The sequence below is a fragment of the Pseudomonas sp. FBCC-B1565 genome, from assembly GCF_059133265.1.
Window position 1 is genome coordinate 3,399,583 of the sequence record NZ_CP101438.1, and the last position, 21,097, is coordinate 3,420,679.

Below are 21,097 nucleotides of genomic sequence, written 5' to 3' on the forward strand. Positions count from 1 at the left end.
ATCATGCAATTCAAACGTATGGCAACGTGGTTGAGCAGTGCAGTGTTGATGCTGGCCGCAGGTTTCACCTGGGCGGCCGACAAGCCCATCGTGTTTGCGGTGGCGGCCGAACCCTACCCGCCGTTTACCGTGAAGGGCGGTAACGGCCAGTGGTCCGGGTTCGAGGTGGACCTGATCCACAAGCTCTGTGAAGGCATGAAAGCCGAATGCCAGATCAAGGAAGTGGCGTGGGACGGCATCATTCCATCACTGCTGGCGAAGAAGATCGACGTGATTTTCTCGTCGATGTCGGTGACCGACGAGCGCGAAAAACAGATCGCGTTCAGCCGCGCCTACTACGACTCCCTGCTGGGGGTTGCGGGGCCAAAAGGCAGCGAAGTGGAGATATCCCCGGCGGGCCTCAAGGGCAAGTTGATCGGCGTGCAGATCTCCACGGTCAGCGCCAATTACCTGAAGAAGTATTACGAAAACATCGCCGACCTCAAGTACTACGACACCCAGGAATCGGCCAACGCCGACCTGATCGCCGGGCGTATCGACTACATGATGGCCGACGACACCGCCATCGCCAGGATGGTCAAGACCCCGGAAGCCAGCGGCCTGGCGCACATCGCCAGCGTGCCCTACGACCCGATCATCGGCCGTGGCGTCGGTGCCGGCCTGCGCAAGGAAGACACCGCGCTCAAGGCCCGGCTGGACAAGGCCATCGGCGAGTTGCTGGTGAGCAAGGACTACGACGACCTGTCACAGCACTATTTCGGCCTGTCGGTCAGCCCGTGCAAGCGCACCGATACCCCGGCGTTTGTGAGCAAGACCTGTGACAGCCCGTACCAGCAAATCGCCCAGAAGACCGAATAACCATGCTCGACCTTCTCGGTTTCGGCGAACAAGGGTGGGGCCAGGCGTTGCTCAAGGGGTTATGGATGACCCTGCAGATCTCCGCCGGGTCATTTGCGGTGGGCTTGCTGATCGGCCTGGTGGTGGCCTGCGCCAAGCTCAGCGCGCCGCGTCCCATCGCGCTGCTGATGCGCGGCTACACCACGGTGTTTCGCGCGGTGCCGGAACTGCTGCTGATCCTGCTGCTGTACTACGCCGGCTCCATGGGCCTCAACGCGCTGATGCTGTGGCTGGGCTTCGCCCAGGTGAATATCAGCGGCCCGCTGGTGGCGATCCTGGTGCTGGGGCTGGTGCAGGGCGCCTATGCCTCGGAGATTTTTCGCGCGGCGATCCTGGCGATCCCCCATGGGCAGATCGAAGCGGCGCGGGCTTTTGGCCTGAGCGGGCTGGGGCTGTTCCGGCGGGTGACGTTGCCGATCATGGCGCCGTACGCCCTGGCCGGCATGTCCAACCTGTGGATCAACCTGATCAAGGACAGTGCCTTGATCAGCGTGGTCGGCACCAACGAGCTGCTGTACACCGCCAAGCAGGCGGCGGGGTCTACCCGCCAATACCTGCTGTTCTACCTCGCGGCCGCCGTCTTGTATTACCTGGTGACGCTGGCTTCCAACTACCTGTCCGGGCGCCTGGAGCGACGTATCCGTCGCTGGATGCCGGTTGTCGAGTGAGGCGCACATGCCTGAGTGGATAAGCTACTACGCCGGGCTGATCGCCAAGGGGTTGCAGACCACCTTGTCGCTGCTGGTGATTTCGGCAGTACTCGGTTTTGCCCTGGCGGTGCTGGTGGCGCTGGCACGGTTGTCGCGGCGCAAGTGGCTGGCGCGCAGTGCGCTGGCCTACACCAGCGTGCTGCGCGGTACGCCGTTGCTGATCCAGATCTACATTTTCTACTACGGCCTGGGCAGCCTGTTCGCCCAGTTCCCGATGATCCGTGGCAGCTTCCTGTGGCCGTATCTGCGCGATGGCTACTGGTACATCGTGTTTGCCCTGGTGTTGTCGGTAGGCGCCTATGTCGGCGAGGTGATTCGCGGTGGCCTGCTGGCGGTGCCCAAAGGCGAGATGGAAGCCGCCTCGGCGTTCGGCATGACCCCACGCCAAGCCTTGTTGCGCGTGCGTTTGCCACGGGCGATGCGTCTGTTGCTGCCGACCCTGGCCGGGGAGACGGTAATGCTGCTCAAATCCACCGCGCTCGCATCGACCATTGCCGTGGTCGACCTGCTCGGCGCGGCCAACGTGGTACGCGCGCAGACCTTGCAGATCTACCAGCCGCTGCTGCTGGTGGCGGGCGTCTACCTGTGCCTGACCTTCCTGATCGAAGGCGTCTACGCCATCGCCGAACGGCGCGGTACGCCGCTGCGCAGGTCGGCCGGATGAGCCGGTGTCACAGGATGTGATCGGCGCTGAAGGCACCGTGACGCAAGCCTTGTACCCAGCAGCGGCAGATGTGCAACCCGTTGGCAGGGCTGAAGGTGCCGGGGTTGAGGCAGCCCTCGAGCCAGAGTCCGTCGAGCATCGCCGATAGGCCAATGGCGGCCAGGTGGCTGTCGTGGATCAGCAGGCTTTCACTGCGGGCCAGGTCGTCCAGCAGGCGTTGGATCAGCCCCAGGTAGGCGTGGTAACTGTTTTCGTGGGACTGGTTAACGTGGGGCGAGTGGCGGATCAGGCTCCAGAACACCACCCACACGCCGAGCAGGTCGGGGTCCATGACCCGTGGCGAGAACGAGGCACTGAGAAACGCGTCCAGCCGTGCGGCGGCGCCGTCAGCCAGTTCGACCTGTTCCCACAGGGCAGTGGTCAGCTCGTTGGCCAGCTTGTGGTAGGTCTCGGCAATCAACGCGTCGATGCTGCCGAAATGGTGGTTGAGCAAGCCTACCGATACACCGGCTTCGGAGGCGATGCGGCGCACGGAAATCCCGGCGTGCCCGTCGCGGGCCAGGCAGGTGAGGGCGGCGGCGATCAGCAGGTCGCGGCGCTCGTCGGGGTCGGCACGGCGCAGTTTGGGAGGGTCGACGGTCATGGACAGGCCTTTGATGGAAACACCACAGCGCTCAGGTTAGTTGAACGTGTGTTCAATCTCTAGCGGTTAATGAATGAGAGGAGGGCAAGGCATGGCAAACGACCTTTCGTGGCAGGTCATCGGCGACGCCGGCAACCCGCTGCACATTGGCGCCTGGCGCTTCGAAGGCGACGGCAGCGGGCCAAGGGTGCACCTGCAGGCGGGTGTGCACGCGGATGAAATCGCCGGCATGCTGGTCCTGCATCAGCTGTTGCCACGCTTGCAGGCGTGCCAGGACCAAGGCCGCCTCAAGGGCAACGTCACCGTGGTGCCCCAGGCCAACCCGTTCGGCATCGGCCAGTTCCGCCAGGGCCGTTTGCTGGGGCGCTTTCATGAAGCCACCGGGCAGAACTTCAACCGCGCTTTCGATCACTCCCTGGCCATGGCGCAGCCGGCGAGCAACCTGGCGCAGTGGCAAAAACGCCTGGTGCAACTGGCCGCTGAAGCCGACCTGGTGCTGGACCTGCACACCGATGACGAAGCGCTGCCGTACCTCTACATCCACCGCAGCTTCTGGCCCGACCAGGGCCTGGCGTTGGCGGCGGCCTTGCGCGTGGACCTGGTGATCGTCTGGGACGAGGGCGGCGATGGTTCCTTTGAAGAGACCATCATCAACCATGCATCGCCGCAACTGGCCGCGACCATTGAACTGCGCGGCCAGGCGGACGTCAGCGATGCGCTGGCGCAACAGGATGCCGACGGCCTGTGGGCGTGGTTGTGCATCAACGGCGTGATCGACGAGGTGGCCGCCATCGCCGAGTGGCCGGGGGACGTGGTCGACATGGGCTGCATGGAAACCATCCTCGCGCCTTGCGCCGGGGTGCTGGTGTTCGAGAAAGCCCTGGGGGATTACGTGGAGGAAGGCCAGCGTTTCGCACGCATCATCGGCCGCCCCGGTGACCCGTGTTCCGAAGTGATCCTGCACGCCGCCCAGGCCGGCCGTATGGTCACAGGCCACCGCGAACGCCTGGTGGCCCAGGGTTCGGTGGTCGCCAAGTTCACCGGGACGCGCTTATCCGACAGCTACAGCGGTGGCGTGCTGGACCCGTAGCGGTGTCTGTGTGGGAGGGGGCTTGCCCCCGATTGCGGTGGATCAGCTGTAGATGAGTTGACTGGCCTGGTGCTATCGGGGGCAAGCCCCCTCCCACTTTTTTAGCGCAGTGTGCCATTGGTCGAAGTGTGAGCCCAACCGCTTCAACCGCCGCATCGCACTGTCCAGATGCGGGCTGGCACAGAAATGCACCACCCACCGGGGCTTGATCGAGTGCCTGTGTGCGGAAATCTCACGGACTCTCTAAACGCTCCAGCAACAGGCGCTCCAGGGTGTCCACCGGCAGCGGCCGGCTGAACAGGTAGCCTTGGATCTGATCACAGCCGGCCTCCTTCAAGAACGCCAGTTGCGCCTGGGTTTCCACGCCTTCGGCCACCACCCGCAGGCTGAGGCTGTGGGCCAGTTCGATGATGGTACGGGTGATCGCCGCGTCCTGCGGGTTGCTGGTGACTTCGCGGATAAACGCGATGTCGATCTTCAGCGTGTCGATGGGAAACCGTCGCAGGTACGCCAGGCTCGAATAGCCGGTGCCGAAGTCATCGATGGAGATCTTCACCCCCATGGCGTGCAGGCGCTGCAGGCTGGCGATGGTATGCTGGGTGTTTTCCATCAGCGAGCCCTCGGTCAGTTCCACCTCCAGCCAATGCGGCTCGACCCCGGTGCGCGCAAGGGTGCGCGCAATATCGGCGATCAGGTCGCCTTCGATCAATTGATGGCCGGAGACGTTCACCGACACCTCCACCGCGCCTATCGCGCCGCGTTGCCACTCGGCGATCTGTTGGCAGACCTGCTCGATCACCCAACGCCCCACGGGCACGATCAAGCCGAGGCTTTCCAGGATCGGTATGAACACTGCTGGCGATACCGCGCCGTATTCCGGCCGTTCCCAGCGCAGCAGCGCTTCTAGGGCACAGATGCGACCGCTCAGCACCTCGACCTTGGGTTGGTAATGCACCGTGAAGTCATGGCGTGCCACCGCTTGGCGCAAGTCGTTTTCCAGGGCCTGGTGGGCCAGGTCATGCACGTTCATGCCGATCTGTCGTTGCGCCAACTCACGGGAGTGGCTGACCAGGTCGCCGCGTTCCTTGAGCCGCAGCAGGTTACGCACGCGCAACCATAGCTCGACACGTTCCACCGGCTTGCTGATGAATTCTTCGGCACCGGCCTGCAACCCGCTGACACGGGCGCTCGGTTCACTGAGGGCCGACAGCATGATGATCGGAATACCCGCCGTGGTTTCATCGTTTTTCAACTGGCTGGCAACCTCGTAGCCGTCCATGCCCGGCATCATGATGTCCAGCAGGATCAGGTCCGGCGGTTGCCGGGCCACCAACTGCAAGGCTTCCTCGCCGCTGCTCGCGCTCAGGGTCTGGTAGCCCTCATGTTGCAGTAGGGTTTCCAGGAGTTTGCGCACCTGGGGTTCATCATCAACGATCAACAACGTTGCGGGTTGGCTGGCCATGGAGAGGACTCATGTGAGAGGGCGGGTGTGCTGTTGCAACAAGGTATCGATCACCTGGTACAGCTCTTTGTAGCGCAGTGGCTTGATGATGTAGGCGTCGCAACCGGCGAGCCGGGTCTTTTCGCGATCTTCTTTCATCGCCATTGCAGTCAGGGCGATCACCGGGATGTGGGCCGTGAGCGGGTCGCGCTTGAGAAGCGCGGTGGCAGCCAGGCCGTCCATGCCGGGCAACTGGATGTCCATCAGGATCAGCGCCGGTTGCTGTTCGCGGGCCAGGGTCAGGCCGGTCTCCGCATCCGCGGCCCACAGCACGTCGTAGCCAGCATTGACCAGTAACAGGCGCGCCAGGCGCATATTGGCTTCATTGTCTTCAACGATCAGGATGTGGGCCATGTGGCCTCCGGGGCGCGGTGCAGCGGCAGCCAGGCAACGAACCGCGCCCCGCAGCCTTCACGGCTGGCCACGGCGACACTGCCACCATGCAGGTCGGTCAGCCGCTTGACCATCGCCAGGCCCAGGCCGGTGCCTTCGAATTTGCGTGCCAGGCTGCTGTCGATCTGGCTGAACGCCTTGAACAGCTTGTCCATGTCCGCCTCGGCGATCCCGATGCCGGTGTCGCTGACGCTGAGTTCGAGGAACGGTTGATCAGCGCCGTCGGGCAGGGCAAAGCGGTACACCGGCCAGTCGCCGGGAATCTGGCCGACCTGTGCGCGAGGCACCTGGCGCACGGTCAACGTCACTGAGCTGCCGTGGGCGCTGAACTTTACGGCATTGGCCAGCAGGTTGTAGACGATCTGTTTGGTCTTGCGCAGGTCCAGCTGTAGAAGGCCGAGATCGTCGGGACACTCCAGCTTCAATTGGATGCGTTGCAACGCGGCCTTTTCCCGCACGATCAGCAGGCTGTTGGCCAACAGCCCCGCCAGTTCTGCGTTTTCCAGTTCCAGTTCCATCATGCCGGCCTCGACCTTGGACAGGTCGAGAATGTCGTTGATCAACGACAGCAAGTGCTGGCCGCTGGTGAAAATGTCGCCGATGTATTCGCGCTGGGTCTCGCTCATGTCGCCGACCAGGCCATCCTTGAGCGCTTCGGAAAAGCCGATCACCGCGTTCAACGGCGTGCGCAATTCATGGGACATGGTGGCGAGGAATTCGGACTTCATATGGCTGGCGTGCTCCAGCTCCAGGTTCTTTTCTTCCAGTGCCCGCTCGAAACCTTTGCGCTCGGCTTCTTCCTGCTTGCGCGCGGTGTTGTCGGTGCCGATCAGCAGGTAGCCGATGATGGTGTCATACCGATTGCGCAGGGCCGTCACCGAAACCATGGCCGACAGGCGACTGCCGTCCTTGCGGATGTAGGTCAGCTCGTAGATGTCTTCGATACCCCTCGAGGCCTTGAACACCAGCGCTTCGAAGCCCGGCGTGATCGGCGTATCCAGTTCCAGGCTGAGGGCGGCGGCGCGGGTGATCAGTTCGACGGGGTCGGAGATATCGGCGGGGGTGATGCGGTTGACCACATCGGCGGCGGCATAGCCGAGCATGCGTTCGGCGCCGACATTGAAGATCTGGATCACGCCTTTCTCGTCGGTGGCGATGCTGGAGAAGTACGCGCTGTTGAAGATTGCGTCTTGCAGGGCGCCGGTCTTGAGCAGGGTTTTCTGCCGCTTGAACTCGACGATCTTTTCAGCCCGCGATTGCGGTTGTTCGGGTAACGGTGTGTCCATCGCTTTGGCGTTCCGTGACGTTCAGGCCCGCCATCATCGAACGACGATGGCGCAGAGCATGCTCACAGAAGATCGCTTGAGGGCGACGAGGAGGAGATGAGGTACTTGGACAATAGCAGAGATTATGGCTTTTTGATGGCGGGCCAACGGCTATCCCACTTCAAATGAATATCTTCGGGTCAAATTGGCTGCTTTTCGGATTAACGGCTGATGAAACGTTTCATCTGTCGACAAATGAGCAACGCAAGCGCTTGCGTAAGGAAATGTTTCTACATTAGAGTCGACCCACTGACGACAAAAATAATAAAACCAGGAGCTCATTCATGAGCCTTGAACCCTTGCTTGAAATGCAGGGCATCAGCAAAACCTTCAATGGTTTGCGCGTGCTCAAGAATGTCGGCCTGAAGGTCTACCCCGGCGAAATCCACGCCTTGATGGGGGAGAACGGCGCCGGCAAATCGACGCTGATGAAGATCCTCTCCGGCGCCTACCAAGCCGACCCCGGCGGTGAAATCCGCATTGCCGGCCAACCCGTCCCCACGTTCACTCCTGCTACCGCCAAAGCCTTCGGCATCGCCGTCATCTACCAGGAACTGAGCCTGTGCCCCAATCTGAGTGTGGCCGAGAACATCTACCTGGGCCGTGAACTGCGGCGTGGCTGGACCATCGACCGCAAGGGCATGCAGGCGGGGTGCAGCGAAGTGCTGCAACGCCTGGGCGCCGAGTTCACCCCGGCCACGCGGGTCAGCAGCCTGTCGATTGCCGAACGCCAATTGGTGGAAATCGCCCGCGCCTTGCACGCCCACGCCAAGATCCTGGTGATGGACGAACCGACCACGCCGCTGTCCTCCCGTGAGACCGACCGCCTGTTTGCGCTGATCAAACAACTGCGCAGCCAGGGCCTGGCGATCATCTATATCAGCCACCGCATGGCCGAGATCTACGAGCTGTCGGACCGCGTCTCGGTACTGCGTGACGGCCAATACATCGGCGAACTGACCCGCGAGGCGCTGTCGGCCGAAGTGCTGGTGAAGATGATGGTCGGTCGCGACCTGTCAGGGTTCTACAAAAAGCAACACGCCGCCTATAACCCCGGCAACGTGGTGATGCGCGTGCGCGACATGGCCGATGGCAAGCGCGTGCGCCCGTGCAGTTTCGACCTGCATGCCGGTGAAGTGCTGGGCATCGCCGGCCTGGTCGGGGCAGGGCGCACCGAACTGGCGCGCCTGATCTTCGGCGCCGACCCACGCACCTCGGGCACCCTGGAAGTGGTCGGCAAGACAGTCACCCAACTGCGTACCCCGGCGGATGCGATCCGCGCCGGCGTCGTCTACCTCACCGAAGACCGCAAGGCCCAGGGCCTGTTCCTGGACATGAGCGTGGCGGACAACATCAATGTCTGCGCCTGCGTGCCGGATGCCCATGCCGGCGGGGTACTCGATCGCGCCCATGCCGCGCAGCGCGCCACGCAGGCGATCAAGTCGCTGTCGATTCGCGTGGCCTCGGGCAAGGTCAATGTCGGTGCGTTGTCCGGTGGCAACCAACAGAAGGTGCTGCTGGCGCGCCTGCTGGAGGTCAAGCCGCACGTGCTGATCCTCGATGAACCCACCCGTGGCGTCGACATCGGCTCCAAGTCCGAGATCTACCGCATCATCAACCAATTGGCCCAGGCCGGCGTCGGCATCGTGGTGATCTCCAGCGAGCTGCCGGAAATCATCGGCACCTGCGACCGCGTGCTGATCATGCGTGAAGGCCAGTTGGTCGCAGAAGTCGGCGGCGCCTCCGGCGACGCAATTTCCCAGGAACGTATTATTGACCTCGCCACCGGTGGCGATCAGGTGGTGGCCCATGGCTGAATTGAATATCGCAACAACCGGTAAGGCAGAGCGCGCCCGCGAGCTGATGCGCACGGTCGGCATGTTGCCGGTGCTGATCCTGCTGCTGGTGGGCTTTGCCCTGGCCAGCGAGAACTTCCTGACGGTACAGAACCTGTCGATCATCACCCAGCAGGCGTCGGTGAACGTGGTGCTGGCGGCGGGCATGACCTTTGTGATCCTCACGGCGGGCATTGACCTGTCGGTGGGTGCGATCCTCGCGGCGTCGGCGGTGGTGGCGTTGCAGGCGTCGATGTCGCCGCAGTTCGGCATGTTCGGGATAGCCGCCGGTATCGGCTTTGGCCTGTTGCTGGGCCTGGTCAATGGCGGCTTGATCGCCTTTATGCGCCTGCCGCCGTTTATCGTCACCCTTGGCGCACTCACGGCCATGCGTGGCCTGGCGCGCCTGCTGGCGGACGACAAGACCGTGTTCAACCCGGACCTGCCGTTTGCCTTTATCGGCAACGACTCGATCCTCGGTGTGCCCTGGCTGGTGGTGATCGCCGTGGCAGTGGTGGCGTTGTCGTGGTTCATCCTGCGCCGCACCGTGATGGGCGTGCAGATCTACTCGGTGGGTGGCAACCCGGAAGCGGCGCGGCTGTCGGGGATCAAGGTGTGGAAGGTGCTGCTGTTCGTCTACGCCATGTCCGGTGCGTTGGCCGGGCTGGGCGCGGTGATGAGCGCGTCGCGCCTGTTCGCCGCCAATGGCCTGCAACTTGGGCAATCCTACGAGCTGGATGCGATTGCCGCGGTGATCCTCGGCGGCACCAGTTTCACCGGCGGTGTCGGCACCATCGGCGGCACGCTGATCGGCGCGCTGATCATTGCAGTACTCACCAACGGCCTGGTGCTGCTGGGCGTGTCGGACATCTGGCAGTACATCATCAAGGGCATCGTGATCATCGGCGCGGTGGCGCTGGATCGTTATCGCCAGTCCGGCGCACGGACCTGAATTCACTCCAAAAACAATCACAAGAGAGACCCGCATGAACCTCAAACGTATCTTTCCGGTCATTGCCTTGGCTGCCCTGATGTCCCAAGCCGTCGAAGCCCGTGAATTGAAGGCCCTCGGCATCAGCATGGGCTCGCTGGGCAACCCGTATTTCGTGACCCTGGCCGATGGCGCAACCGCCCGCGCCAAGGAGCTGAACCCCAACGTCAAGGTCACCTCGGTGTCGGCCGACTATGACCTGAGCAAGCAGTTCTCGCAGATCGATAACTTCATCTCGTCCAAGGTCGACCTGATCCTGATCAACGCCGTCGACCCGTCCGCCATGGCCTCGGCGATCAAGAAAGCCCGGGATGCCGGCATCGTCGTGGTTGCCGTGGATGTGGACGCCAAGGGCGTCAACGCCACGGTGCAGACCGACAACGTCGAAGCCGGCAAGCTGGCGTGCCAGTACCTGGTGGACAAGCTCTCCGGCAAGGGCAATGTGATCATCCAGAACGGCCCGCAGGTCACCGCCGTGACCGACCGGGTCAAAGGCTGCAAGGCGGCACTGGCCGGCGCACCGGAGATCAAGGTGCTGTCTGATGACCAGGACGGCAAAGGCTCCCGCGAAGGTGGCCTGAACGTGATGCAGGGTTACCTCACACGCTTCCCGAAAATCGACGGCCTGTTCGCGATCAACGACCCGCAAGCCATCGGCAGCGACCTGGCGGCCAAGCAGCTCAAGCGCAGCGGCATCATCATCACCTCGGTGGACGGTGCGCCGGATATCGAGAACGCGCTGAAGACCGACACGCAGATCCAGGCGTCGGCCAGCCAGAACCCTTGGGCCATGGCGCAGACCGCCGTCAACGTGGGCAACGATATTCTCAATGACAAAGCCCCGGCCGAAGCGGTTACCCTGCTCACGCCAAAATTGATCACCCGTGACAACGTCGCGACGTACAGCGGTTGGTCGAGCCAACATTGATTCAGTGAGAGGAACAGCGCCGTGGTCACCATGGATGACGTGGCAAGCAGGGCGGGGGTGTCAACGTCGACGGTTTCCCATGTGTTGAACGGCACCCGCAAGGTCAGCCCGGCAACGGTGCACGCGGTGCAGCAAGCGATCCAGGCGTTGGGCTACATCCCCAACACCCTGGCGCGTTCGCTGGCACGGTCGAGCACCAGCACGATTGGCGTGGCGATTTCGGCACTGTCCAACCATTACTTCAGCGAAACCGTGCACGCCATTGAAAACGAGTGCGCCAAGCACGGCTACATGATGCTGTTTGTGGACACCCATGACGACCCGGAGCAGGAGCTACGGGTGGTCACGGCGCTGCATCATCGACGGGTCGACGGCATAGTGCTGGCGCCCTCCAACGGTTCCAAGGCCCTGCAGTACCTACGGGACAACCAGATCCCGGCGGTGTTGGTGGACCGCATGATGAGCGAACAATTCGACCAGGTCGGGGTGGAGAACACGCAGTCCACCCAAGCCTTGGTTACCCACTTGATTGAACACGGCCACCGGCGCATCGGCTTTATCGCCGGGCGTGAGGGGTTCAGCACCACCGATGAGCGGGTTGCCGGATACCGCGCGGCGCTGCACGGCGCGGGGCTGGCGTTTGATCCGCAGTTGCTGGTCAACGGCGGCTCCAATACTGCGCCGGCGCGCCAGGCGACGGTGCAGTTGCTGGGCCTGGCGGCGCCACCCACGGCGATCATGGCCGGCAATAACCTGATGACCCTCGGCGCGATGCAGGCCCTGCGTGAGGCGCAGATCGACGTACCGGCGCAAATGGCCCTGGTGGGTTTTGATGATTTTGACTGGGCGGATTTTTTCGTGCCGCGCCTGACCCTGATCGCGCAGCCGGTCCAGGCGCTGGGCACGCAGGCAGTGAACCTCTTGTTGCAGCGCATGGCGTCGCCCGACGCACCCGCCCACAGTGTGCGCCTGGCGCCGACTCTGCAATGGCGTAGTTCATGTGGCTGTTATGGATTGGAATGACCCCCTTATGAGCAGTCCCGTTTCCCTCGGCATCGACCTCGGCACCTCGGAACTCAAGGCCATCCTCATGGATCTTGACGGTACGGTGCTGGCCCATGCCGGCGTGCGCTTGAGTGTGTCGCGGCGCCACAGCGGCTGGTCCGAGCAGGCGCCTGAAGATTGGTGGCAAGCGTGCCTGCAGGCGCTGGCCGAATTGCGCGGGCATCCTGGATTTGCCCGCGTGGCCTGTATCGGCCTGTCCGGGCAGATGCACGGCGCGGTGTTGCTGGGCACGGACAACCGCGTGTTGTACCCGGCGATCCTGTGGGACGACTCCCGTGCCATCGCCGAGGCCGAAGAGTTGGGTCCTGCGTTTGCCGACATCACCGGCAGCCTGCCCATGGCCGGGCTGACGGCGCCGAAACTGCTGTGGCTGCAACGCCATGAGCCCGAGGTGTTCAAGGCCATTGATTGCGTACTGTCGCCCAAGGATTACCTGCGTTTGCGCTTGAGTGGCGAGCGCATCAGCGAGATGTCCGATGCAGCGGGGACGTTGTGGCTGGATGTGGCGCAACGTGAGTGGTTCGCGCCGATGCTGCGGGCCACGGGCCTCTCGCTGGAGCAGATGCCTCGGCTGGTGGAAGGCGGCGCTGCGAGTGCCGTGCTGACGGCGCAAGGCCTTGGCTTGGCGCCCTCGGTGGTGATTGCCGGCGGCGGTGGTGACAACCCGGTGGCGGCCGTGGGGATCGGGGCGATCAATGCCGGTGATGGCTTCATCACCCTCGGCACCAGTGCTGCCATTGTCGCGATTACCGATCACGCCGCCGGTAATCCCGCGAGTGCCGTGCACAGCTTCTGCCATGCGCTGCCTGATCGCTGGTACACCATGGGCGCCATGCTCGCCGGTGCCAGTTGCCTGCGTTGGGTCACGCGGCTCACGGGAACGGCGGATGAGCAAACCTTGCTGGACCAGGTGCAGGCGCAGTTGCCGATCGAACAGCCAGTGTCACTTAGTACGCCGTTGTTCCTACCGTACTTGGCCGGTGAACGCACCCCGCATAACGACCCGCTGCTGCGCGGTGGTTTCATGGGCCTGGGCCATGACTGTACACCGGCGATGCTCGGTTATGCGGTGATGGAAGGCGTGGGGTTCGGGCTGTTGGATGCGTTGCGTGCCGTGCAATCAACCGGTGCCGACGTGGGCGCCTGCGCGTTGGTGGGCGGAGGGGCGCGCAGTGAATACTGGGCGCAGTTGCTGGCTAATATCCTGCAGCGGGACATCTTCACCCTGCATGGCAGCGAATTGAGCGCGTGTATCGGTGCGGCGAAGCTGGGGTTTGTGGCGATAGGGCAGGGTGCGCAATTGCTCGAGGCGGGGATGCCGGTCAAGGTCCGGTACAGCCCGGATCTTATGCACCAACCCGTGTTGGAGGCGCGTTATCACAAGTTTCAAGCTTTGCTGAGCGCTGCCAAGGCCCTTCACGACTGATGACCGGGTTTCCTGTGGTGAGGGGATTTGTTGTAGTGAGGAGGCCTGTTGTGGTGAGAGGGCCTGTTGTGGCGAGCGGGCTTGCCCCGCGTTGGGCTGCGAAGCAGCCCCAAACCCAGGTACCACAGTTTTTCTGGAGAAACGCGGTGATGCCGAGAGGGGGCCGCTTTGCGCCCCAACGCGGGGCAAGCCCGCTCGCCACAACTAGCGCCCTTATCAACGCTTGGTGTAATCGGGTAACACCAAGACACTGAAATCAACGCGACTGAGCCGCACCTATTGCTAGCGTGAAAAGGCCAAATCCACTCAAAGGAGCAATGGATTGCCTCGCCAGCCCAACTCTCATTTGTTACGCCGTGGCCGCTATTCGGAAACCGGCCGTGCTTACCTCGTGACTGCTGTGGTGCATCAACGCCAGCCCTTGTTCAGGGAATTCCGATTGGGGCGGTTACTGGTCGCCGAGTTCAAGCGAATTCATGATGCCGGCTTAGTGAACTCCCTCGCCTGGGTCGTCATGCCGGACCACTTCCATTGGCTGTTTGACCTAAACCATTCGACGCTTCCCGATGTGATGCGGCAGACCAAGTCGCGCAGCACCTTGAGCATTAATAGAGCGCGTTGCAGTCGGGAAAAATTCTGGCAGCGTGGCTATCACGACCGGGCAGTGCGGGCTGAAGACGATATTCGGAAAATGGCGCGTTACATCGTCGCGAACCCGTTGCGTGCAGGGTTGGTGGAGCACATTGGAGATTACCCACTATGGGATGCCGCCTGGTTATGATTGGGGGGGCCTGTTGTGGCGAGCGGGCTTGCCCCGCGTTGGGCTGCGAAGCAGCCCCAAACCCAGGCGCCACGGTTTTTCTGGAGAAACGCGGTGATGCCGAGAGGGGGCCGCTTCGCGCCCCAACGCGGGGCAAGCCCGCTCGCCACAGCAAGCTCGCTCCCCACAACAGGCCCCTCACTAAAGCAAGCTACTACCGCTAGTCCCCCAAGGGCGGCAGACGCCGTTTCACCGGGGTTTTCTTGACGATGGCCGTGTTGGTTTCCGCGTAGGCGTTAAGCCGGTCAAGCAGGCTGTCGAGATGATCCATAGTGCGCACATGCAATCGCGCAATAAAACAGTCTTCGCCGGTCACCTTGTCGCACTCGGTAAACTCGGGGATCGCCTGGATCTGCCGCTCCACCTCATGCAATTTGCCCGGCAACGGGCGGATGCGCACGATGGCCTGCAGCAGGTAGCCAAAGTGCCTGGGGTCGATGTCGACGGTGTAGTGGGTCAACACGCCGCGCTCTTCGAGACGGCGCAGGCGTTCGCCGACGCTCGGCGAAGACAGCCCGGCAATCCCGGCCAGGGCCTTGAGGGACAGACGCGAGTCGTCCATTAAAGCAGCGATCAGTTGCTGGTCAATGGTGTCAATCATGGTGTCCACCTAATAAGTAAAGGCAACTCAAGGCTTTTGCCTTTTTTAGTCGCTGGAGCCAGTCTCAACCAGATTGCCATAATTGGGCCTCACTTGAGGAGCCTCAATCATGGATACATCCATCCGTCGCGGGTCGTGGGAAATGGTCGCCGCCATGCTGATCTCGGGCACCATTGGCTGGTTTGTCCTGGTCTCCGGCGTGTCGGTGATCGAAGTGGTGTTCTGGCGCTGTGTGATCGGCGGGCTGACGTTGCTGTTGGTGTGCGCGTTGCTCGGTTATCTGCGTCTGGACCTGATCAGCTGGGCCAAGCTCAGCCTGGCGATGCTCAGTGGCGTGGCGATTGTCGGCAACTGGTTGCTGCTGTTCGAATCCTATTCCCGCGCGTCGATTGCCATCAGTACGGCGGTGTACAACGTGCAGCCGTTCATGCTGGTCGTGCTCGCCGCCGTGTTTTTAGGGGAAAAGATCACCGTGCAGAAACTCGCGTGGCTGAGCGTGGCGTTCCTGGGCATGTTGGCGATTGTTAACGCCCATGGTGATCAAACAACCGGCGACGATTACCTGACCGGCATCGCATTGGCACTGGGCGCAGCGTTGCTGTACGCGATTGCCGCGCTGATCATCAAACGCTTGAAAGCAGTGCCGCCACATTTGATGGCGTTGATCCAGGTAACCACCGGCGCGTTGTTACTGGCGCCGCTGGTGCCTTGGAACAGCTTGCCGGCTACGACCAGCGCCTGGGGCGCACTGGTGACACTCGGCGTGGTGCACACCGGCGTGATGTATGTGTTGTTGTACGGCGCGATCCAGAAACTGCCGACAGCCCTGACCGGTGCACTGTCGTTTATCTACCCGATTGCGGCGATCTTCGTCGATTGGATCGCCTTCGGGCATCGCCTGGGCTGGCTGCAATGGTTGGGGGTGCTGGCGATTCTATTGGCGGCGGCTGGATTGCAACGCGGTTGGTGGTGGCGATTAAAACCGAATGGGTGGACTGAGGACGCTTGAACCGCGTTTATTCACTCAAGTCGAGGGAACGAGTTCCTACGCCTGCGCCACACATGGAGACAACTTTAAGACGAAGCGTACTGCCCGTTTTAGCGAAAACTCTCTCCCGTGATGATGAAAGATGAAATCCAACTTACTCAGCTCTCCGACGCATAAATCTCTGGCAACGCAGATTCAACAGGAGTCGCAACCCACGAATAACCGTCATCGACGCGAGGTTGAATCCCCTGCCGTTCGAACCGAACCAGGACCACCGGAAGTAGCGCAGCCTAAATCCGGAGGTATTTCCAAGCCCAACGTTACATCAAGGGAGTCCTCATCAGAGCTCCCCAAAAGCTCAATGCGTTGGGTGAGTTATCAACACGGCGTCAATCTTGCCGAAGCGCTGGAACCTGGTTCTTCGAAGCGAATGACTCAGGAAGAACTGATCGCCCTACCGGAAAAAATGAGCGCAGCGGCCGTTACACCTGAGCAAGAAGAGTTGATTGCTGCGACACGCGTTGGTCCTGCGCTGGAGTGGGCTGTAGCTAACGGAGTCCTTGAAGAAAAAACCGATTACTCACAAGCGGAAATTCACGAGGCTATTACGGCGCTGAATCTCCATTTCGAAAAAATGGCGAATGCAGTCAGCACGCTGACCACGCCTATGCCGATGAGAAAAAATTACTTCATCGGTACACAACTCGTATCGCCCATCAAGGGCCATGCCGATCCGGATAATCCAAAATACCCGGTGGCGCTCTATGATGACAAAAAGTTTGCGGAAGACTTTAAAGTTGATCTAGCGTCCAAAAAAGCCGCTTATGGCACGATCATCCAACAGTTGGTCGCTACGCTTCCATTGCCGGATCGGATAGCCATCGGGCAGGGTGAAGTCGAAGTGTACGCAATGAAGGCGCCGGGAGAGGGCGGTGAGCTTGAACGCACCGAATTCTTGATTAAAACGGTTCACAAGGGAAAGACAACGGTTTATCAAATTGCCCCTGAACGGGGAACTGCCACCAAGCGTGATGACTTCATCAAACTCTTCAACGGCAACGACGTTATCGGGAAGCAAAAATTATCCGATGGCAGTTATTCCAGTGTGTTCACTGCTTGGGAAAGGCCGAATATTCAAGACGGCCGGTATCAGCCAAGGGTGGATCACCGACCTGGCGCGGCATTGGACAATACGCCTTTTTCAGCACAGCTTCATACGTTGGAGCCGCTGGCGAAATGGCCTGCGGCACCGGAAGACGCAGAGGGAAGCGCCAGCCCGCAGGCATCCTTCTTAGAGCGAAGCAATCAGATCGGGACCGCCGTATCCCAAAAACTGTTTTATGCGAAGGACCTGGATTTGCTGCTGATGGCGGAAGAAGACCCGGAGCGGGTCACCGAATCCGAAAAAAAGGACAGGGAGAACTATCAGACTTTCAAAGAGGACAGGGAGAAACGTCGCCAATTGCTCAAAGGTTTTGTGCCTTTCTGGCGCGGAATCGAGGCAATTATTGACGGTCGCCCAATCGAAGGGATCGCACAAATATGGATAGATATCCTGACATTCATGATGCCCGTTGAAAAAGCCGCCGCAGGTGTAGTGAGGGCCGGTTTCCAGATGATTAAACGCGTGATTCCAAAGTTTTTGAAACTGTCGACAAACTTCGCCAGCTACACCTTCAAACCGGGTGTTGCAGGAATTAAATGGGAAGGTGGCGTGCAGGGGCTGAAATGGACATCGAGCGCTTCCAAGGGGGCAGCCAAGGGGGCAGAACAATTCAGGGGCGCTATGGCTACCATACCTCTGACCCAGCCGGGCGTTAGAGAAATTGAGTTGGGAGGTATCAAGTATTTTGTTGCCGCAAAGCCTGACGCAGGGGATGGCGTCCACTACAGTCTGCGAGTGGTGAGCCCGGATGACTCGACGAAGCTAATCAATAGCGGGAAAGTTGCCAAGCCTGATGAGGCAGGTGTTTGGAAAATGCCCGAAAGGGCGGGTCGAGATGTAAGCGGCGCGCCCATGACGCAGATGAAGGGGACAATGCAAGAGCTCGGTGTCCTAGGCGGTGAAATACATACGTTTACGGATATCTATAAGGGCGAGGCACGGCTGAATGTTGTCGCGCATGGCATAGAACGGAGCCCTGCGGAAGTAGCGGCGGGCGTTCCTTCTAAAGTGATGGTTGATGGCAAAGCTTACAGCGCAAAAGAGTTGGTTGCGTATTTGAAGACACAGGGTATTGATCCCGCAAATCCGCGCTATAAAAATGTCCGGCTGTTGATATGTTATGCGGCAGACGGCGGAAAGCATTCGTTTGCCAGCGATTTTCAAAAGATTGTGGGTAAACCTGTTAAGGCCTTTGAAGGAACCGTCACCACGTCGCATGGCGCGACGGCCATGGAATATGTTCGCAAAGAGTTAATAAAAGACATGCGCGCCTTACATCCAGACTTGGATGACAACGGTATCGAACTTTTGGTCCAAGCCGAGATAGAAAAACTCTTTAGTCAAAAGTCCATCTTCGTCAACAAAGCCGACGGCACCCTCGTGCAAATACAAACGGCGCCTCAGGGCGCCAACATCGGTGAGCATATACTTAGGATTGAATATAAACCGGTACATTTCACCCGGTGACGCTCTTCTCTCACTGACGGGCCGCTTTAGAACAAGGCGGCGTATCATTAAAAACTGCCGTTTGTAAAAGCGAACGTGCTCACCGACTTTTTGTGAGCACGCTCTCCTATACGTTGGGGATCAGTGCGTGCCCTGGAAAATAATGTTTTCCGGGTTGAAGTGCTCCACCGCGCTGCCCGGCTGTGGCAAGCCAAGGATATGCCCCTTGATCTTGCCCACCACGTGCATCTCGCAGGGTTTGCAGTCGAATTTCAGGGTCAGCACTTCATCGCCATGGATCAACTGCATCGGCGCCACCTTGGTCTTCACGCCCGTGACCCCCTTGGCCTGTTTAGGGCAGAGGTTGAACGAGAAACGCAGGCAGTGCTTGGTGATCATCACCGGTACTTCGCCGGTTTCTTCGTGGGCTTCGAAGGCGGCGTCGATCAGCTTCACCCCGTGGCGGTGGTAGAAGTCGCGGGCTTTCTGGTTGTAGACGTTGGCGAGGAACGACAGGTGCGCGTCCGGGTACACCGGCGGTGGCGTTGTTTCCGCCTTGCGGCCACCCCTTGGGTGCGCAGCCACGCGCGCGGCGGTCAGCGCTTCGATCACTTCACGGCGCAGGGCCTTGAGCTGTGAGTTGGGGATGAAGAACGCCTGCGGCGCATCCAGTTGGATGTCGGTCGCGTGGTATTCGGTGGTGCCCAGTTGGCCGAGCAGGTCGCGCAGGGTGTCCAGCGCCTGTTCCGGTTTGTTGGCCACGCCGAACGGGCCGGGCAGGGTGACGCAGGCGCTGATACCTTCTTCGCTGGTGGCGGTGACTTCCAGCTGTGCTTCGCGCAGACGTGCGGCCCAGGTCAGGCCGATACGGCGCTCGGATGAGGTCTTGAGCAGCGCCTGTTGCCAGTTGTGATCGAGGTTGCGGTTCAACGGGTGATTCGGGCGCAGCTGATGCAGGCCGGCCGGCATCTCGTTCGGCTCGACGCGATAGCGGTAGCGCTTCTCACCGTCTTCCTCGAACTCGCCTTTAGGCTCGGCGATGTTGGCGCGGAAACCCACCACTTCGCGCTTGACCAGCACATTCAGGCCGTCGCCATTGGACAGCGGCTCATGGGTGACCACTTGCAGGTCACGCTTGCCGGCTTTTTCCACCACACCCACCGGCAGGCCGGTGAAGGTCGGGGTGTCGAAGGCGCCGATGTCGACCTTGCGGTCGGTGACGAAATAGTCGGTGCTGCCCCGGTGGAAGGTCTTTTCTGGGTCGGGCAGGAAGAAATGCACGGTGCGGCCGCTGGACGCGCGCGCCAGGTCCGGGCGGTCTTCCAGCACGTCATCCAGGCGCTGGCGGTAATAGGCAGTGATGTTCTTCACATAGCCCATGTCCTTGTAGCGGCCTTCGATCTTGAACGAACGCACGCCGGCTTCGACCAGCGCACGGATGTTGGCGCTCTGGTTGTTGTCTTTCATCGACAGCAGGTGTTTCTCAAAGGCCACGACGCGGCCTTGATCGTCTTTGAGCGTATACGGCAGGCGGCAAGCCTGGGAGCAATCGCCACGGTTGGCGCTGCGGCCGTTCTGCGCGTGAGAGATGTTGCACTGCCCGGAGAACGCCACGCACAGGGCGCCGTGGATGAAGAACTCGATGGCGGCATCGGTTTCGTCGGCAATGGCGCGGATCTCTTGCAGGTTCAGCTCACGGGCCAATACCAACTGCGAGAAACCGGCCTGGTCGAGAAACTTGGCACGGCCCAGGGTACGGATATCGGTCTGGGTGCTGGCGTGCAGCTCGATGGGCGGAATATCCAGCTCCATCACGCCCAGGTCTTGCACGATCAACGCATCGACGCCGGCGTCGTAGAGCTGATGGATCAGCTTGCGCGCAGGTTCCAGTTCGTTGTCATGCAGGATGGTGTTGATCGTGGTGAAGACGCGGGCGTGGTAACGGCGGGCGAATTCCACCAGCTGCGCGATATCGCTCACGTCGTTACAGGCGTTATGGCGTGCGCCGAAGCTCGGGCCGCCGATGTACACGGCGTCGGCGCCATGCAGGATCGCCTCGCGCGCGATGGCGACATCGCGGGCAGGGCTGAGCAATTCAAGGTGGTGCTTGGGCAAGGACATAGTTTTTTTAGTCAGGCTTGTCACGGTTGAGGCGCGCATTGTAGCTGTGAAATGCCTGACCGGCACCCACTCAGGCCTGAGCGGCCATCGCCGTGACTTCCACGCGCATGCCGTCGACCGCCAACGCAGCTACGCCAACCGCCGCGCGCACGGGCCAGGGCTTGGCGAAGAAGCGTTTGTAGACTTCGTTGAAAGCGGCGCGATCGGCCATGTCCGTCAGATAAATGGTCAGGTGCATCACCCGGTCCATGGAGCTGCCGGCCTTTTCCAGGGCGACTTTCAGGGCTTGCAGGGTGCATTCGCTTTGCAGGGTGATGTCGCCCAGTTCCAGGCTGCCATCGGCGCGGGTCGGGATCTGGGTGGACACCAGGATGCCGTTGAAGCCGATCACATCCGAAGAAATCGAGTCGGCATCGGGGTCAGGGGTGTAGTGCAGGTCGTGGTTGGCCATGGGCGCCTCGCGTTGGCAGGTTCAGAAAGGCGCCCAT

The 21,097-nt window shown here is 61.1% G+C and carries 19 protein-coding genes; 12 read left to right on the plus strand and 7 right to left on the minus strand.

Features of this window, described 5'->3' with window-relative positions:
* The first annotated feature begins 3 nt into the window (after positions 1 to 3).
* Genes NL123_RS16005 through NL123_RS16015 form a run of 3 tightly spaced genes read left to right on the plus strand, consistent with a single transcriptional unit; the run spans position 4 to position 2,271 of the window.
* Entirely contained in the window at positions 4 to 858 is an 855-nt protein-coding gene (locus NL123_RS16005) for a transporter substrate-binding domain-containing protein (protein ID WP_494355751.1), read from the plus strand.
* Between the two features lie 2 nt (positions 859 to 860).
* Positions 861 to 1,565: an ABC transporter permease gene (locus NL123_RS16010; RefSeq protein ID WP_248481580.1), complete on the plus strand. Its 705-nt coding sequence runs from the start codon at positions 861 to 863 to the stop codon at positions 1,563 to 1,565.
* 7 nt (positions 1,566 to 1,572) lie between these two features.
* Entirely contained in the window at positions 1,573 to 2,271 is a 699-nt protein-coding gene (locus NL123_RS16015; RefSeq protein ID WP_248481578.1) for an ABC transporter permease, read from the plus strand.
* A gap of 7 nt (positions 2,272 to 2,278) precedes the next feature.
* Here NL123_RS16015 and NL123_RS16020 read toward each other — a convergent pair whose 3' ends face one another.
* The gene (locus tag NL123_RS16020) at positions 2,279 to 2,914 is read right to left on the minus strand and encodes a TetR/AcrR family transcriptional regulator (RefSeq protein WP_248481575.1); all 636 of its coding nucleotides are present in this window, start codon (positions 2,912 to 2,914) and stop codon (positions 2,279 to 2,281) included.
* Positions 2,915 to 3,005: 91 nt separating this feature from the next.
* On the opposite strand from NL123_RS16020, the gene NL123_RS16025 reads away from it, so the two are divergent.
* Positions 3,006 to 4,004: a M14 family metallopeptidase gene (locus tag NL123_RS16025; RefSeq protein ID WP_494355752.1), complete on the plus strand. Its 999-nt coding sequence runs from the start codon at positions 3,006 to 3,008 to the stop codon at positions 4,002 to 4,004.
* 232 nt (positions 4,005 to 4,236) lie between these two features.
* Here the strand turns inward: NL123_RS16025 and NL123_RS16030 are convergent, their stop codons facing one another.
* The 3 genes from NL123_RS16030 to NL123_RS16040 are packed head-to-tail and all read right to left on the minus strand — an operon-like array spanning position 4,237 to position 7,184.
* Positions 4,237 to 5,466 carry an EAL domain-containing response regulator gene (locus tag NL123_RS16030; RefSeq protein WP_248481571.1) on the minus strand — a complete coding sequence of 410 codons (1,230 nt, stop codon included), beginning with the start codon at positions 5,464 to 5,466 and terminating at the stop codon, positions 4,237 to 4,239.
* Positions 5,467 to 5,475: 9 nt separating this feature from the next.
* Positions 5,476 to 5,859 carry a response regulator gene (locus NL123_RS16035; RefSeq protein WP_494355753.1) on the minus strand — a complete coding sequence of 128 codons (384 nt, stop codon included), beginning with the start codon at positions 5,857 to 5,859 and terminating at the stop codon, positions 5,476 to 5,478.
* A complete protein-coding gene (locus NL123_RS16040) occupies positions 5,844 to 7,184 on the minus strand; it encodes a sensor histidine kinase (RefSeq protein WP_494355754.1) in 1,341 nt (446 codons plus the stop codon). Before NL123_RS16040 ends, NL123_RS16035 begins: the two co-directional genes overlap by 16 nt.
* Positions 7,185 to 7,507: 323 nt before the next feature.
* Between NL123_RS16040 and NL123_RS16045 the strand changes: the two genes are divergently transcribed.
* The 6 genes from NL123_RS16045 (at position 7,508) to NL123_RS16070 (ending at position 14,249) form a co-directional block, all read left to right on the plus strand.
* Positions 7,508 to 9,040, plus strand: a complete 1,533-nt coding sequence (locus tag NL123_RS16045) for a sugar ABC transporter ATP-binding protein (protein WP_494355755.1) — start codon at positions 7,508 to 7,510, stop codon at positions 9,038 to 9,040.
* A complete protein-coding gene (locus NL123_RS16050; RefSeq protein ID WP_025854715.1) occupies positions 9,033 to 10,010 on the plus strand; it encodes an ABC transporter permease subunit in 978 nt (325 codons plus the stop codon). The genes NL123_RS16045 and NL123_RS16050 overlap by 8 nt, the downstream gene beginning before the upstream one ends.
* A gap of 34 nt (positions 10,011 to 10,044) precedes the next feature.
* On the plus strand, positions 10,045 to 10,977 hold the full coding sequence (locus NL123_RS16055) for an ABC transporter substrate-binding protein (protein ID WP_494355756.1): 933 nt from the start codon (positions 10,045 to 10,047) through the stop codon (positions 10,975 to 10,977).
* A 21-nt stretch (positions 10,978 to 10,998) separates the two neighbouring features.
* A complete protein-coding gene (locus tag NL123_RS16060; protein WP_494355757.1) occupies positions 10,999 to 12,000 on the plus strand; it encodes a LacI family DNA-binding transcriptional regulator in 1,002 nt (333 codons plus the stop codon).
* Between the two features lie 7 nt (positions 12,001 to 12,007).
* Positions 12,008 to 13,468: a xylulokinase gene (gene xylB, locus NL123_RS16065; protein ID WP_494355758.1), complete on the plus strand. Its 1,461-nt coding sequence runs from the start codon at positions 12,008 to 12,010 to the stop codon at positions 13,466 to 13,468.
* 322 nt (positions 13,469 to 13,790) lie between these two features.
* The gene (locus NL123_RS16070; RefSeq protein ID WP_494355759.1) at positions 13,791 to 14,249 is read left to right on the plus strand and encodes an REP-associated tyrosine transposase; all 459 of its coding nucleotides are present in this window, start codon (positions 13,791 to 13,793) and stop codon (positions 14,247 to 14,249) included.
* A gap of 199 nt (positions 14,250 to 14,448) precedes the next feature.
* On the opposite strand, the gene NL123_RS16075 is transcribed toward NL123_RS16070, so the two are convergent.
* On the minus strand, positions 14,449 to 14,889 hold the full coding sequence (locus NL123_RS16075; RefSeq protein WP_494355760.1) for an Lrp/AsnC family transcriptional regulator: 441 nt from the start codon (positions 14,887 to 14,889) through the stop codon (positions 14,449 to 14,451).
* 109 nt (positions 14,890 to 14,998) lie between these two features.
* Between NL123_RS16075 and NL123_RS16080 the strand changes: the two genes are divergently transcribed.
* Together NL123_RS16080 and NL123_RS16085 are read left to right on the plus strand one after the other, a co-directional pair.
* Positions 14,999 to 15,898, plus strand: a complete 900-nt coding sequence (locus NL123_RS16080) for a DMT family transporter (protein WP_494355761.1) — start codon at positions 14,999 to 15,001, stop codon at positions 15,896 to 15,898.
* Positions 15,899 to 16,307: 409 nt separating this feature from the next.
* On the plus strand, positions 16,308 to 18,509 hold the full coding sequence (locus NL123_RS16085) for a hypothetical protein (protein ID WP_494355762.1): 2,202 nt from the start codon (positions 16,308 to 16,310) through the stop codon (positions 18,507 to 18,509).
* Positions 18,510 to 18,629: 120 nt separating this feature from the next.
* Here the strand turns inward: NL123_RS16085 and NL123_RS16090 are convergent, their stop codons facing one another.
* Both NL123_RS16090 and NL123_RS16095 read right to left on the minus strand, forming a co-directional pair.
* Positions 18,630 to 20,609, minus strand: a complete 1,980-nt coding sequence (locus tag NL123_RS16090; protein WP_494355763.1) for a peptidase U32 family protein — start codon at positions 20,607 to 20,609, stop codon at positions 18,630 to 18,632.
* 70 nt (positions 20,610 to 20,679) lie between these two features.
* On the minus strand, positions 20,680 to 21,060 hold the full coding sequence (locus tag NL123_RS16095; protein ID WP_028616142.1) for a RidA family protein: 381 nt from the start codon (positions 21,058 to 21,060) through the stop codon (positions 20,680 to 20,682).
* Positions 21,061 to 21,097 lie beyond the last annotated feature (37 nt).